The sequence below is a fragment of the Chryseobacterium sp. CBSDS_008 genome (assembly GCF_049959325.1).
GTDB lineage: Bacteria > Bacteroidota > Bacteroidia > Flavobacteriales > Weeksellaceae > Chryseobacterium.
In genome coordinates, this window is the sequence record NZ_CP188202.1 from 1,398,959 (window position 1) to 1,414,581 (window position 15,623).

General features: G+C 35.4%; 9 protein-coding genes and 1 pseudogene. All 10 read right to left on the bottom strand.

The window, feature by feature from the left end:
• Positions 1-31: 31 nt before the first annotated feature.
• The 10 genes and pseudogenes from purB to ACP3T3_RS06305 all read right to left on the bottom strand — a co-directional run bounded on the left by purB (position 32) and on the right by ACP3T3_RS06305 (position 15,411).
• Positions 32-1,459, bottom strand: a complete 1,428-nt coding sequence (gene purB, locus ACP3T3_RS06260; protein ID WP_002977968.1) for an adenylosuccinate lyase — start codon at positions 1,457-1,459, stop codon at positions 32-34.
• A gap of 1,403 nt (positions 1,460-2,862) precedes the next feature.
• Positions 2,863-3,003, bottom strand: a complete 141-nt coding sequence (locus ACP3T3_RS06265; protein WP_426479052.1) for a bacteriocin-like protein — start codon at positions 3,001-3,003, stop codon at positions 2,863-2,865.
• Between the two features lie 279 nt (positions 3,004-3,282).
• The gene (locus ACP3T3_RS06270; RefSeq protein WP_426479053.1) at positions 3,283-3,672 is read right to left on the bottom strand and encodes a hypothetical protein; all 390 of its coding nucleotides are present in this window, start codon (positions 3,670-3,672) and stop codon (positions 3,283-3,285) included.
• Between the two features lie 89 nt (positions 3,673-3,761).
• The gene (locus ACP3T3_RS06275; RefSeq protein ID WP_426479054.1) at positions 3,762-4,157 is read right to left on the bottom strand and encodes a hypothetical protein; all 396 of its coding nucleotides are present in this window, start codon (positions 4,155-4,157) and stop codon (positions 3,762-3,764) included.
• Positions 4,158-4,344: 187 nt separating this feature from the next.
• Positions 4,345-4,905 (bottom strand): annotated as a pseudogene (locus ACP3T3_RS06280) (RHS repeat-associated core domain-containing protein); the annotation flags it as partial.
• Between the two features lie 228 nt (positions 4,906-5,133).
• On the bottom strand, positions 5,134-5,619 hold the full coding sequence (locus ACP3T3_RS06285; RefSeq protein WP_426479055.1) for a hypothetical protein: 486 nt from the start codon (positions 5,617-5,619) through the stop codon (positions 5,134-5,136).
• A gap of 3 nt (positions 5,620-5,622) precedes the next feature.
• Positions 5,623-9,171, bottom strand: a complete 3,549-nt coding sequence (locus ACP3T3_RS06290) for a DUF6443 domain-containing protein (RefSeq protein ID WP_426479056.1) — start codon at positions 9,169-9,171, stop codon at positions 5,623-5,625.
• Positions 9,172-9,180: 9 nt separating this feature from the next.
• Complete coding sequence (locus ACP3T3_RS06295) at positions 9,181-10,221, bottom strand: hypothetical protein (RefSeq protein ID WP_426479057.1); 1,041 nt, start codon at positions 10,219-10,221, stop codon at positions 9,181-9,183.
• Positions 10,222-10,232: 11 nt separating this feature from the next.
• Complete coding sequence (locus tag ACP3T3_RS06300; RefSeq protein ID WP_426479058.1) at positions 10,233-13,808, bottom strand: hypothetical protein; 3,576 nt, start codon at positions 13,806-13,808, stop codon at positions 10,233-10,235.
• Between the two features lie 4 nt (positions 13,809-13,812).
• Positions 13,813-15,411, bottom strand: a complete 1,599-nt coding sequence (locus ACP3T3_RS06305) for a T9SS type A sorting domain-containing protein (RefSeq protein ID WP_426479059.1) — start codon at positions 15,409-15,411, stop codon at positions 13,813-13,815.
• Positions 15,412-15,623 lie beyond the last annotated feature (212 nt).

The window sequence follows — 15,623 nt, forward strand, 5'->3', positions numbered from 1 at the left end:
AAATATGCAGCCCAAAAGACTGCATATTGTTTTATACTTTAAGATCAGCTTCCAATCCTATTAAGTCTTTGTTTTGGTCTATAATCGGCTGCACTTCATTTTTGATGAATTCCTCCGTCTGGATAGGCGCGAAACCAATAAAGTTTTTAGGATCTAAAACTTCTTTCAGTTTTGATTTGTCTAGTTTTAAAGAGTTATCATTCAGGATTCTTTCGATAAGGTCGTTTTCTTTTCCTTCTTCTTTCACTTTCTTGGAAGCTTCCATAGAGTGAACTCTGATCACTTCGTGGATTTCCTGGCGGTCACCACCAGCTTTTACTTCTTCCATGATGATGTATTCTGTCGCCATGAAAGGAAGTTCTTCCATTATATGTTTGTTGATTCTGTTCGGATATACTACAATTCCGTTCAGGATGTTGTTCCAGATCAATAGAATAGCATCCACTGCTAAAAATGCCTGAGGAATTGTTAATCTCTTGTTGGCAGAGTCATCCAATGTTCTTTCAAACCATTGTGTAGAAGCTACCATTGCAGAACTTGTTGTCAGAGACATTACATATTTTGCCAATGCCCCGATTCTTTCGCTTCTCATTGGGTTACGTTTGTATGCCATTGCAGATGAACCGATCTGGTTTTTCTCGAATGGTTCTTCAATTTCCTTAAGGTTCTGAAGTAAACGTAAATCGTTTGTAAATTTATGTGCAGATTGTGCAATATTACCTAATAAAGCCACTACTTTCGCATCTATTTTTCGGTCGTAAGTCTGTCCGGAAACTCCGAAAACTTTATCGAAGCCAAATCTTTTTGAAAGTTCTTTATCTAAGTGTTTAACTTTGGAATAATCACCGTTGAAAAGTTCAAGGAAACTTGCAGCAGTTCCTGTAGTTCCTTTTACTCCTCTGAAACGAAGTGTTTCAAGGAAGAAATCCAGTTCTTCAATGTCAAGAACCAGACTCTGTAACCAAAGTGTTGCTCTTTTCCCAACAGTGGTCAACTGAGCAGGCTGGAAGTGGGTGAATCCTAAAGTCGGAAGGTCTTTGTACTGAATCGCAAAGTCTGCCAGGTTCTTCATTACGTTAACCAACTTTTTCTTTAAGATTAAAAGTCCGTCACGGATCTGAATTAAGTCTGTATTGTCTCCTACAAAAGCTGAAGTTGCTCCCAAGTGGATAATTCCTTTTGCTGAAGGCGCCACATCACCATATGCGTGAACGTGAGCCATTACATCATGACGGAATTTTTTTTCGTACTCTGCTGCTTTTTCATAATCGATATTTTCAGCATTAGCTTTTAACTCAGCGATTTGCTCGTCTGTAATTTCAAGTCCAAGGTCTTTTTCGATTTCAGCAAGAGCTATCCAAAGCTTTCTCCAATTCTGGAATTTGTTATTATGTGAGAAGTTAAATAACATTTCTTCACTGGAGTAGCGCTCTTCCAATGGATTTTTGTAGGAATTCATTCGTTCTTTTACTTTTTAGATGTACAAAAATACGGTTTTTCGGTGAGAGATGAAAATCCTGTTTTTATGATTTTTCAACCATATTCTGATTCAAATAAAAGATTTTCATTTATCCTTTTGCCTTGAAATCGAAGATTCGACGTAGTCAAACAAAAGGATACAAAAGTTCAAGACGGGAATCCTCCGCTAAAAATTTGAAGGTAATCCTAAAATTTCCAAACTCGCATGGATCATCCGATTCTGCTTCGGTTCTGAACAAGTCCCATGCTCAGACAGTGGAAATTTTTTAATAGATTATGATTTTTCATTTATACTTTTGTCTTGAAACAAAAGTATACAAAAGTTCAAGACGGGAATCATCCGCTAAAAATTTGAAGGTACTCCTAAAATTTCCAAACTCGCATGGATCATCCGATTCTGCTTCGGTTCTGAACAAGTCCCATGCTCAGACAATGGAAATTTTTTAACGGATTACATTCAAATTTTCTTAACGCTCCTGATTCCTAAGTCGGGCATTAATGACTAACATACTACTTTTTAAATGGCTGTTGGCTAATACCATAAATAAAATAACAGATTAAAAAGAACTAAAACAAATAATCTGTGAAATATTTAATATGATTTTGATCTATACTTTTGTCTTGAAACAAAAGTATGCAAAAGTTCAAGACGGGAATCATCCGCTAAAAATTTGAATGTACTCCTAAAATTTCCAACTCGCATGGATCATTCGGTTCTGCTTCGGTTCTGAACAAGTCCCATGCTCAGACAGTGGAATTTTTTAATAGATTATGATTTTTCATTTATACTTTTGTCTTGAAATAAAAGTATACAAAAGTTCAAGACGGGAATCATCCGCTAAAAATTTGAAGGTACTCCTAAAATTTCCAAACTCGCATGGATCATCCGATTCTGCTTCGGTTCTGAACAAGTCCCATGCTCAGACAATGGAAATTTTTTAACGGATTACATTCAAATTTTCTTGACGCTCCTGATTCCTAAGTCGGGCATTAATGACTAACATACTACTTTTTAAATGGCTGCTGGCTAATACCATCAATAAATAAAATAACAGATTAAAGAACTAAAACAAATAATCTGTGAAATATTTAATATGATTTTGATCTATACTTTTGTCTTGAAACAAAAAGTATGCAAAAGTTCAAGACGGGAATCCTCCGCTAAAAATTTGAATGTACTCCTAAAATTTCCAAACCCGCATGGATCATCCGATTCTGCTTCGGTTCTGAACAAGTCCCATGCTCAGACAATGGAAATTTTTTAACGGATTCCATTCAAATTTCTTAACGCTCCTGATTCCTAAGTCGATTGGTAAGCAGGACATAAAATAGGCTGTCCATTTCTGAGACAGCCTTTTATTCACGTTCTTTTCCTAAATTAAATTAATCAATAAGTCCACATTCTGTTCCTACAGGAATGCATTTTTTAACAAATGAGCACCAGAAATATCCTGGCAGGCACATCGGGATACCTCCCTGAACAGTTTTCAATTCTCTTTTTGAAAGTTTTCTTAAGTTTTTCATAGTAACATTTTTTTGATTTTTTTCCTACTCTATATGCTTTTCGGATTACGCTTTAATTTGGTAGATCCAATATACATATTTTTCGGATAAAAAAAACATAACTTATTCATTTTATATATTTTACACTAAAATAAATCGTTTATTACTATTAAATAACGGGTATCCATATACAATATAAGTTCTTTAATCTTATGTAAGTCTGGAGACTTTGCATAGCTGGGGCAGTATAATTATCAATACAACTTCTAATCTCAATATTAAAATATCCTTCTGCTATATCTAATATTTATAAGTTTTTACTTCTCCATTTCTATAAATATAAATACTGTCTTCGCCTTTACGCTTTACTATACTATCATTTTTTTTTATCATATAATAATAATGCTGTTGCAATCCACTTATTGATTTTTTATTTTTGAAAATTATCGTTGTTAATCCATGATTCATGTGAACGGTAAATGTACTATCCACAACACCTGAAAAACTTTTGTTTAAAATATTTTGGTGAATTATTTCTGGTTGTTTCTTCTGATATTCTTTGTAAAAAAAGTAACCGATAACAAACAAACAAAAGGCTATTATTCCTGGTATTTTAAATCCTAAATCTTTACTTACCACTTTCTCTAATTCTTTTACTCGGGTTAATATACGTTGTTCCGGCTTGTGCACTGATTCCTGCGGACAATTTAGGTCTTTTCAAAAAGTTCCAAATTCCAGAAGAAACGCTCGCTCCACCCATTGATACATTTCGTCCATCGCTATCTTTTGCTGTCTCTCCATAAATTTCCAGAAATTGGACCAACTCCTCCAGAAACATTCCAATAATTACCACTTAAATTAGCAGTTGTTAATGGAGCATATCCATTCTGTGTTGTATATTCATTATAAGCTCCACCAACACCTACATTCAATCCCGCAGATTTATAGAGATTTAAATAAACTCCACTATCATAATTACCACTAAAGTATCCAAGTTCAAATCCTGCTCCTGCACCCACTGTAAGTTCTCCACCTACGCCTACAGTAAAAGGCTTGTCTAAAATTTGTACGCCCCAGTTTCTACTAGACTCTATACTGGTAAAAAATTGTCCCTTCATACTTTCAGGTCCATCAGAAGCGTGATATTCAAAACTATTTGCATCTCCTGAAGACATATTCAACCAATCTCCATCGCTGTAAAGTGCAACTTTGCCTATTGTTTCGTCTCCATAGGTTACATTAAACTGCCCCCTCTTTTCCTAAATATTCTCCTTGGACTAAACCTTGATCTTTGAGAGTATTAAATTGTTCGGCAGAAGTAATTGAAGCATCATAGGTAAATGTTTTTTTATTACTGTCCCAAAACCAGTCTGTCCCTTGCCTTCCATCAGGACCAATAAACCTTATAGGATTATTAAATCCATAATTGTAAGGACTATATCTTGTCATCTTCTCAGCCAACGGATCTACAACTCCCCATCTACCCAAATCGGGCATGTAAAACCTTGCTCCATAATCATACATCCCTGTTTCTTGAAGCTCCTTACCATTGTACTTATATTTATACGCCGGATTTCCCGTCAATACATTATACCCCTCATGCTTCAATCCAAACGGATAATAATTGCTCCCTTCAATGATCTCTGTTCCTGCTCCATTTTTAGTGTAGCTTAACCTAACATTTCCAAGGTGGTCAGTATAATTGTATACATACTTTCCGGTTTCAACATTAAAATACCCTTCTGCGGTTGGGAAAAACTTTAATATCGAATTGGTATACTGAAAACCATCCAGATAATCGGTTGTTTCTGTTCCGAAAACCTTTCTTACCTTCACTCCGTCTGCTCTGTAAATATAATCTGTTATCTTGGAGTTTTGGGTAATCTTTCCTTGTAAATTTAGATAATTATATTGGATGGAGGAATATAATTATTAACCAGTTTATACATATAAAAAAGGCTGTCCGAAAAGTTTGGACAGCCTCAATTTTTGCTGATTTTATTCGTACCCCTATACAGGAGGAGTATATAAATATCCGAATCTTAGAAGGTGTTACTGATTTTTAGGACACTCCCGTTTATTCTTTTATCTGCCACACGATACAATCGTGCGGAAGCGAGGGATTCAATCGGGCGGCACGAGGGGGTTATATTACTCTGCAATTATATATTTCCAATTTCTATCAGAAGGATTCCAATCGTCTGTTTCATAATAATCCACATCCCAATAATTACGATTATTTGCAAAATCTTCATAAGAAATTTCATGATTATCTAAATCACCAAAAAGAAAAGTATAATTATTAAATTTTTCATTTTCTTTTTTGAATTTAATTTCAAAATAGAATGGGTCTGTCCATTGTTTATTTGAGTTGTTAATTCCCCAAATCATTATCCCCCAAACAGATAATTTCCCATCAGACAATTTTAGTTTTGTTAATAAAGAATCATCTATCCATCTATTAGAATTCCAATCAGTATCTTTTAATAATCTATTTTCAAGAATTGAAGCCAATAAAACTGAAATATATCCTGTGTACTCATTATAGTAATCGTGATTTTCAAAAACCACTTCTTTATTCAAATTATTTTGAATTTCATCTAACAACAAATCTTGTAATTCTGCTAATGATTTCATTCCTTATTTTCCTAAATATTTTTCTATTGATTTTATTAAATCTTGTTCTGCTCCTTGTCTTTGACCATGAGGTCTATCTCTACCAAGTTGGGAGGTTACCTCTATTCTCTTTTGAACACCTTGCTTTAGTTCTTTGAGTAATATCTTTAAATCTTCTTTCGAATAATTTACAAGATCCTTAACTTTTGGTAAATCACCATGTACTTTTCCTGTCGCATCCAAAGCAGGCAATTTTTTTGCAACTTCTTCGGCTTCACTTGCGAAATTCTGCAACGCTTTAACATTTCCATGCTTTAACTGCAAGCCAATTGCTGCTAATTGAACAACTTGAATAGCCTCCTGATCTTCAGGGTCTTGATAATCAACCACTGCATCAAGAGTAGCCCACCCTGCAGAAGCCACAAGATTACTTCCACCCATTAGGAAAGTCCCCATTGTAAATGCAAGGTTTCTTTCAAACTTCTCAGTAGCAAGAGCAGCTTTACTATTTCTGATACCAAAAGCTAATCTATCCTGAGAACCATGATAAGCACTTAAACTTTGGATTCCCATAAATGATAACTTAGAATCACTTACATTTTTTGTCAGCTTAATTTCGCCAATATCAATAGGATTATCAGGAGTAGAACCCTTCTTTGGTGGATCTTCCTCTCCAATCATTCCAGTGGGGTCGTTAAACCTTATAGGGTTTCCATAAACATATGAATATGGACTGTAAGCAAATTGTAACTCGCTCAAAGGATCAGTCACTCCCCATCTTCCCAGCTCAGGTATATAGAATCTTGCTCCATAATCATACATTCCACTTTCCTGAAGTTCCTTTCCATTGTACTTGTACTTATAACTTGGATTTCCTGTTAATATATTATACCCCTCATGTTTCAATCCAAACGGATAATAATTACTCTCTTCAATGATCTCTGTTCCTGCTCCATTTTTAGTGTAGCTTAACCTAACATTTCCAAGGTGGTCAGTATAATTATATACATACTTTCCAGTTTCAACATTAAAATATCCTTCTGCTGTTGGGAAAAATTTCAATGCAGAATTTACATACTGGAAGCCATCCAGATAATCGGTTGTTTCTGTTCCAAAAACCTTTCTAATCTTTACCCCATCGGCTCTATACGTATAATCAGTTATTTTTGAGTTTTGGGTAATCTTACCCGGTAAATTTAAATAATTATATTGGATGGAGGAAATTCCTTTATCCAATTGAGTGGTCATATTTCCATTGACGTCATAAGTAATGGTGCTTCCTGTACTTCCTGATGCTAACGGATATCCACTGATGGCATTTCCTGTTCCGATTTCTTTAAGGTAAGATAACTTATTACTTTGTTCCCCGTTTTCATAATGGTATTCCAGATTGTCCATTACTTCTGGTGCTGTATATCCCGGAAGCTGTCTTCCTCTTCTTAAAAGCGTTTTTATGTTTCCGTTGAGGTCATAAGTCAACTGCTCATGATATTCTCCTCTTTCCAAATTCATGGCATCCCAGAAACGTCCTTCTTTAAGTCGGTTAAGGGCATCATATTCATAGGAGTAATTTCTCAGCACCGCATCATTTTGGGTAATCCATGACATCTGGGAAATATTTCCATTATATCTTGCAGAACCTGAAAACTGGCTGTTAGGGTTGCTGTAACGCAATTCGTAGGCAAAAAGTTTATTCTGCAGATTGGCCGGATCATTCACTTTTGTCATCCAGCCTCTAATGTTGTAGGCATATTTTACACGCTGCAATGGACTGCCTGTAGTATTTCCAACATTTTTAGTTTGTAATTGTCCCAGATCATTGTACAGGTTTTCCGCAAGAAGTTCCTGAGCGCCTCCGTTTACCTGGTTCCAATGTCTTACTAATCTTTCCTGATGATCATATTCAAAAGTTTCCTTGATATTTACTTTGGTATCATTTGCAGATCTTTTGTGTTCAATAAGGCTATACTCCGGTACTCCTGAAAATTTCAGGAAATTCTCTGTCTTCGTGTATCCTCCGAGATGGTTCAAAGAATGCGTTGCGATTGACCTTCCTTTCTTATCATAATAGGTATAAACTTTTGTCCAGCCATCATTTTCAACATTCTTAGTATAAGAAGCCGTTGGAAGACTTTTCGTACTCACTTCTGAGTTCTGTGTGGTCTGAGGTAATACTTCCTGTCCTAAGACTGTAGTTATTGCAGGAGATCCCTGAGGATAGGTATCATAATAATTGACAGTCAAAAGCTTATCAACTGCTGTAGGATAAGACACGCTTCCATATTCGATACTGGTTCCATTCAGCGTAAAGCTTCCCCCACGGGTTTCAAAAGTATCTGCAAGTTGATTATCAATGGTATTCTGTATGGTATTTCTTGGATTGGCATCTCTGGTAATTCCTGTATACACTACCCTTCCGAAACGGTCATATTTTGTGAACATCCATGACTGATCCGCTGAAAAATTCGCTATTCCATTTTTGAGAGCAGTATCGCGATAAAGGATAACCTGATCTTTTTTGTTATAGACCATTTGTTCCAGGCCTTTTCCCGGAAGTTTCTTTTCCACAAGCCTATTTTTACCATCGTATTTATACTGGTAGCAAAGATGCTCCAGTGCAGAAGCTGAAACTGCTGTTGCCGCGGAAGCTAAAGGTGGTATAACAAATGCCAGCTGGTCATATTCATTATACACATAATACGTATCTGCATTTTCTGAAGCACTGACAATCTTTCTTACCAAAAGTGTCTGACCTCTGCCATTTTTAAATTCTACAGTTTTATTATTATCCTCATCGGTTACTGTATTTTTATACAGCTGCGCGTCACCATAGGTCCCGGATAATACAAGCTGAGAGGAAGTAGCTCCATCCACCCATGCGGTAACGGTGGTGAATTTTTTAACTTCACCCGCCACATTGGCTTCATATCCAAAAACAACAGGTTTGTTCTGCCAGTCAGTTCCCGGATTTTTCTGATTTAAAATTCTGTCAAGGGGAGAATTTTCCAGCGTTTTATGAGTAAAGGGATAGGAATCATTAATGCCGTTAGACTGATAGTAGCTGTTAGCACTTCCTTCTACTCCGGCCTGAATATTACCGCTTAATGAAGCCATAGGAACCGGTAGCCAGCTATCAACCTGTCTTCCAAATCCATCATAAGGAATATGGGTTACCAGATCTTTTCCTGCAGGAGTGGATTTAATACTTACAGACTGTTTCGGTCTTCCTAAGCCATCAAAAAACTGTACGCTTTGTACCTGCTGAAGGGATCCGTCAGAAACCGAAGTGGGTACCAGATATTGTCTGGTATAGATATAATTTTCCGTCGTTGGAAGACTGGACGAATAATTTACAGTGATAGGAGTATAAGTTTCTCCATTGCCTGATGAGGATCCTCCGATGTAAGCGCGAAAAGTTCCGTTGACAGAACTGAAACTGAATCCCGGGAGCATCCGTATACTCTGAGGGTCTGCCACTTCAGTATTGGGAGCAGGAGGAGCGGTTAAAACCATCTGTCCGAAATGATGAAGACTCCACAGCAACCCAATGCTTATCAATATTTTTTTATACATTTACTTTAATTAATGGGTTGCACTAGCTTTCATTATAAGAAACTGCTCTTTTAATTGCTTAATTTCAGAAACAGCGTTTTTAAGATCTACATTTTCTCCTTCTAATTTCTGTATTTTTTCCTGCTGGTCTTTTAGCTGTCTCTCCTGCTTAATAGCATAGAGGGTTAGCTCTTCAATTTTCTGTAATAATTTGATCTGAAATTCACCTACATTCACGCCTTCTCTTTCCATCACCTTTGCGGAAGCAATTTCAGGAAGGTGCTTTTTCTCTTTAATATGTTTGGCTACCTCTTCCAGATTGGGAAGGTTGTAATTTTCTTCAAATACGAAGTCAGCAGTTGGAGTCAGCGTTACTTTGATCTCCTTGGATTCTAATTTACCATATAAAGCCATATTACCATAAAAAACAGTTTTTTTATCCGCAGGATAAAAACTAACAATATTATTATTATAATCTTTTCCTATATAAAAATAATCTATATTGTCTTTAGGTCCTACCGCACCAAATTGTCCCATGTTATTTGAAACAGATGTATCAACAAATCCATATCCTCTGGACCAGTATGTATCATAAGATCTAATGGCAGCACCAGATACAGGTGCATTTTCTGATATTAAAAACCTATTTTGAATATCTAATGTTGCTTTGGGGGTACTTATCCCAATTCCAACATATCCATTCTGGAGAATTGATAGTCTTTCAATCATATTTGTTGCATCATGAACTAAAATAGAAAATTTTGATCCACCCGTATTTCCACTTTCTTCAGTAGCAGTGATTCTTGCTTTAGGAGAATTAGAGTACCCGGCAAATTCTAATGTGGGATATTTAGGACTGGCAGAAGTACCACTCCATCCTGCTGTTGAAATTGTTATCTTACCTCCGTTTTGGTTACCCACTTCCAGATTAGAATGAGGATCGCCAACTCCTATTCCTACATTAGAAGATGTAGGAGTAGATGTCTGGTTAACAACACCTGCAGATGTATATAACTGTCCAAAAGACAATTGAGCGGCTAAAATTCCTGTAATGAATAGTATTTTTTTCATAATTTAAGCTTTTATTGTTTATAGTTATATTTGAATTCTTTTAATAAGTTGCCTGTCTGGCTATTTTCTCTGATTTCCTTAAGCCTGTTAGCTGAATCATAAATATATACTTCCCTGATTCCCGATGGAGGCGTAATACTTCGAACGCCAATTAATGGATCATAAGTATATGTTGTGATCTGATGGTTTGGCAAACTATTTCTGAATGTATTTAGTACAGATAAAAGTGAAGCCTCATCATTATTAGCTGAAGCAGATGCATCTGTATTGGAAGCTGTAACAATGGAATCAATTAAAGACTGCTGGATATCTGATAATTTAGCTCCTTCTATTTTGGCAATGGGCTGGGTCTGGTTGTAACCCCAGATGATTACTGTGGAAAGGCCGTCCTTGGTAGTGTACTGCTGCAAATTACCCTTGTTGTCATATTGATCATAAGTCACTTCAGTAGAAACAACGTTTTGTAAATCTGTAGACACAACAGAGCTGGGAAGTAAGTTCAAGGGATTATCATATTTGGTTTCAACCTTTGAAATTGTTTTGGTGGCAGCTCCGATAGTTTGAGTTGTTTTGGTTTCTAGAGGAATACCAATTATATTGGCTGCAATTAATTTTTGATTTCCTTTTTCAGGAGAATATTTATAGCTGGTATTAATGGTAACATCCTCTCCTGAAAAACTATCTTTTTTGGAAGTTAATTTTGTTGGATATAATGCATCTTCATAAAGATATTCTGATGTTTTTGATTTCTTACGGCCATTAGCGAAATAATCGGTTATTGTCTCTTTTTTCAATAAAAATGCATCGTTGTGTCTTACGAAAATTGGGAAAGGAGCAGGACTAGTATTTGAATTCATACCAATATATGAAGGATAAACACCATTAATATATAAATCAGTAGCAAATGATATTGGTGGTCCGTAATCTCTGAATGTAATTCCTCCTGGAACATAATCTATAGGTGAAATTAAATTATATAAAATCATCTTCACATTTCTATCCAACAGATAGTTTGCCATTGCAGCAGGAGCTCCTGAAATATAAAAATTTCTTTCAATTGTTCTAATTGTGTCACTTGCATTTTTAAAAGCTATATATTTTATCAGTTGTCCATTTCTCCAATCTCTACTTTCCATAAATTCATACTTTGCTGAAGTACTTTCATTGGTAGCCAGAAAATTATCTCCTGTCTGTAATGGTGGCTCTGTATAATATTGGAATATTTCTCTTCCTTTTGGATTATTATTAGCATCTGTTTTTACTACTTCAACATTTGTATAGCCAATTGTTTTGCCTTGTGTTCTCATGCCAGTAATAACAGGATTTACAGAAAGTTCAATAGCATCTTCTACAGACTTTCCCACTCCAACATAACCACCTGCTGTTCCACTACAACTCCCAGAGGTAATTCGTCCTACTCTGTTATTTTTAGTGTACATTGGAATATAAAACAATACTCCGCTTGAAAGCTGAGGATTTCCATTCTTTGTATAGGAGTATTTTGTAGAATATTTGTATTGATCATTATCATATTGTTTGATTTCTTTGATGCGTATTCCACCACCCAAAATGATGGGAGTGTCAATTGCATTGGGGTCAGGCTCCTCCCAGCTAAAACCTACCTGAGAATAAAAATATATATAATTGGATATATTACCAGTGGAATTTAATCCTCCCCAATATATATGTTTTATTTCCGCATACACCTTTTGGGTCGGAACATTTTGACTATTATATTCGTGAAAGTCCAATGTAACTTCACTATCTAGTGGAACATCTGATATCCAATATTTTTTAATTCCATTTTCAAAATAATAAATACTAAATAATGCATATAAATAGCTGCTATCTAGTGAATTTGAAAAAGTTGATGCTTTAAAAGTTGATGTTCTTGTAATTTTCAAATTGAGATGCTTATCGTAATTTGAAAGATCAATTTCTCTTACAAATGTTTTAGTATAATTGTTTTCAATTGTTGTTGGTGGTTGAGAATAGTTGATATTATCTCCTTCTACGCTACCACTTATTACAAATAATTCACCCTTGTTAAGTACTTTTTTTGTTTTTAAAAAATAATGTTCATCACTTGGTTGATATAATAATGAACTGGCTGTATTAGGTTCGTAAATATATTCATTCTTTCCTCCCTCGGGATAAGTAATTGATTTTAAAGAAAAAGTTTGAGTATATAAAGGATCAACATCCTTATTAGCTATCCTGATTAAATCAGATTGAAGATCTTTAGTAAATCCGTCAACAGTTACAACAGAATTACCCATAATTTTATAATATTTAATTGGCACGTTAGGATAACCATAATTATTTAATTTGCCATTATAGTACCCCCAGTGGTCGGAAGAATAAGAATTCCTCTGTGTCATTTTGTTTTCTTCATAATACTCAAAAGAAGTTGTTATACATTTTCCATCCCTATCACACTCTTGATAAGATAACAACTTCAATCTTTTCGTAACATCCTCGGTAGGATCTGAAACCCCAGCAGCCTGTGGAATAGTTTCAAAATATCCATAATTAAATCTTTTTTCTGAAATTATTTGACCTGTTTTATTTTTAACAATAATTTTATCACGTTTTTTTAAATCATTAAAATCTAACCTATTAGAATAAACAAAATTAACTGTAGCATCAGAAGTTTCTATTCTTTCTAAAAGTGATTCCATTGATGAAAACTGAGTATCAGTTTCAACAGGATTAATTCCTGTATTTGAAGAAGGACTACACGCAAGTGCTGATAAATGAAGTGTATATGGGAAAAGCCTTGCCTGTGGTGCAATAGTTCTTTTGATGATGTTGTGAGGTAAGTAAGAAAAATTAATAACATTATTATCAATTCCTTTTATTCTCTTTATCTTCCATGCATTGGCACCATAAAAATTACTAGACGGTGTAGCAGTATTATAAAAAGTCTCTGTTCCATCACCTCCAAATGTATATTTAATACCATTAGTTGCAGTAATGTTAATTGTATCAATTTTTTTTATTTGTGAACCGCTTTTATTATAATCAACCTTTAAATCTGATATCGGAAATGTAACTATTTTCTTATTCTTTGGATTATAAAAAAAGCTTCCTGAAAAACCATCTAAAGATAAATTAAATTCATCGGGCATAAGATCTGAAAGTGGTTGATTATTTTGTGGATATCTAATTAGATTTAATAAATTTTGTTGATAGTCTATATTATTATTTAAAAATCCTTCTATATTATCCGAATTGTTTTCCATTATACCATTTTCATCAACTAATCCATTAATTTTCCGCGTGATTGGATCTACAGTACTGATAGACCAACCTAAACCTACAGTACTTGCCATTTCGGAAACTAGTATTCCCCCCGCATGATAAGATAGATTAATTGGGACCTCTATACTTCCTGATTTTACAGTATAAATTGGTATTGAAATATTAGGAACGCCTGTATAATTTGAAACAGGTGTTTCATGATATTTTAAAAGACTACTCGTTTCAGGAGTATATGGAAATATATTATTAGGATTTTTGAAAATCTGTGAAAATCCAATATTATATATAAACAATAAAATTACTATTATAAAAATCTTTTTCATAAGTTTACTTCTTAATCAATTTAGCATTCGCCGTTTTATTGTTATCCGTTTTTACAGTCACCAGATAAGCTCCCTGCACCAAAGCCTGGGTATTGATCTTAGTGACTCTGTTTTTGGTTTTTGTGCTCTGAAGCTGTCTTCCACTCATATCATACAACAGAATATCTGCATCCTTAAAATCGAAACCGATTTCTACGTAAGCATAATCAGAGACAGGGTTTGGATATATCTTGATATCGTATTTTTCAATGAGCTGATCAACCTGCTTATCTCCAAGCTTTACAATCTTCCAGTTTTCTTTACCTAGCTCCTCTGCACTGGTTCCAGCCAGAATAATAGAACCGTCTCTGTTCAGCTTTAAATCGGAAAGTCTTTCTTCTTTCTTGCTGGATTCTCCTTTCACGTGTTTTCTCCACTGCTCGTTGCCATTTGGATCAAGGTATAGCATCCAGAAAGTTTCATCATCGGTTTCTATTCTTCCTTCGGCTTGAGTATAACCTCCTAATAGAATTCCTTTGGAAGATTTATCATCTGCTGAATGAATCACACTCATCCCCATCAGGATATCGCGGTTCTTGAAGTTGTAAGATTTCTGCCACTGTTCATCACCTTTTTCATTTAAAGAAATCAGCCAGAGGTCTGTTCCTTCTTCAATTCCAACCGTTTTATTGCCTGATCTTTCTGATCTGGATTCTCCACCAATGATGAAGCCATTTGAAGTTAACGCCAGGGTTCTGATATGATCATCACCCTTACCTCCAAAATTCTTTTCCCATTCTACTTTTCCGTTTTTATCCAGCTTCACAATCCAATAATCGCCTTCACCGAAGTTACTGCTGGCTTTGGAATAAGAGTCGTTCTTCACACTACTTCCAGCCTCCAGCTTCCCGCTTCCTGCCTTTACTTCAGAACTCCTGGAATACATTCCCAGTAACGCTCCGCCATCTTTCGTTGGAATCATCTTTTCCACTTCATCCAACCCTTTTCCACCTAAAATTAATTGGAAGAGTTCTTTTCCGTCTTTGTCCAATCGGGTAATGAGGACATCTTTGGAGCCGTATCCTTTTGCAGCGTTTTGAACATTACCGACAACGAAGAATCCTAAATCGGTAGTTTGAATGACAGCTCTGGCTTCTTCATCGGAAGAGCTGCCTAATGTTTTCTGCCATAATTCATCCCCAAATTCATTGATCCTGATCAACCAAAGGTCTGAGCCTCCTTTGGAATCCTCTTTTTTATCCAATCCTTTTCCAGAATAAGAAGTCCCGGCTAAAAGAAATCCGCCATCCTGGGTGGTAACGGTTGCTGATAAATAATCATGGTTCTGCCCTGAGAAATATTTTTCCCAGACTTCTTCTCCCTGCTGGTTTAATTTGACCAGGTGAAAATCGTAACCGTTGTTTTGCTTACTTCCAGCCCCCGGCTTCCCGCTTGCTGACTGTATAGAACTTCCAGTGATCAGATACTGCTGATCGATGGTTGTGGTGACCTGGCTGAGGAAATCCTGGGTAGAGGATTGGATGTCTTTCTGCCATACCACTTCCTGGGCAGATGTGCCCAGAACAGCGCCTAAGGTGAGCGCTCCGAGATAAAGTTTTTTCATTCCCGTATTGTTGTTTTTGAGTTAGTAATTAGTTATAAAAAACTTCGCGAATTTAACATTTTTTAAGACACGAAAATCACTTTCGTGAGATCTAATGTAAATCATACTATTTATTGTTTAATTCTCTTTATTTATATTAAAATCTGTATTATTCTGATGCAAAAATATCTACATACAACGTCAAAACATGTCGTATTAATTTTTTTATAATT

Bases quoted from the DNA above. Each gene is read 5' to 3' on its own strand.
- purB (WP_002977968.1), bottom strand. From the start codon at position 1,459: ATGAATTCCTACAAAAATCCATTGGAAGAGCGCTACTCCAGTGAAGAA.
- ACP3T3_RS06265 (WP_426479052.1), bottom strand. From the start codon at position 3,003: ATGAAAAACTTAAGAAAACTTTCAAAAAGAGAATTGAAAACTGTTCAG.
- ACP3T3_RS06275 (WP_426479054.1), bottom strand. From the start codon at position 4,157: ATGTCTTCAGGAGATGCAAATAGTTTTGAATATCACGCTTCTGATGGA.
- ACP3T3_RS06285 (WP_426479055.1), bottom strand. From the start codon at position 5,619: ATGAAATCATTAGCAGAATTACAAGATTTGTTGTTAGATGAAATTCAA.
- ACP3T3_RS06290 (WP_426479056.1), bottom strand. From the start codon at position 9,171: ATGTATAAAAAAATATTGATAAGCATTGGGTTGCTGTGGAGTCTTCAT.
- ACP3T3_RS06295 (WP_426479057.1), bottom strand. From the start codon at position 10,221: ATGAAAAAAATACTATTCATTACAGGAATTTTAGCCGCTCAATTGTCT.
- ACP3T3_RS06300 (WP_426479058.1), bottom strand. From the start codon at position 13,808: ATGAAAAAGATTTTTATAATAGTAATTTTATTGTTTATATATAATATT.
- ACP3T3_RS06305 (WP_426479059.1), bottom strand. From the start codon at position 15,411: ATGAAAAAACTTTATCTCGGAGCGCTCACCTTAGGCGCTGTTCTGGGC.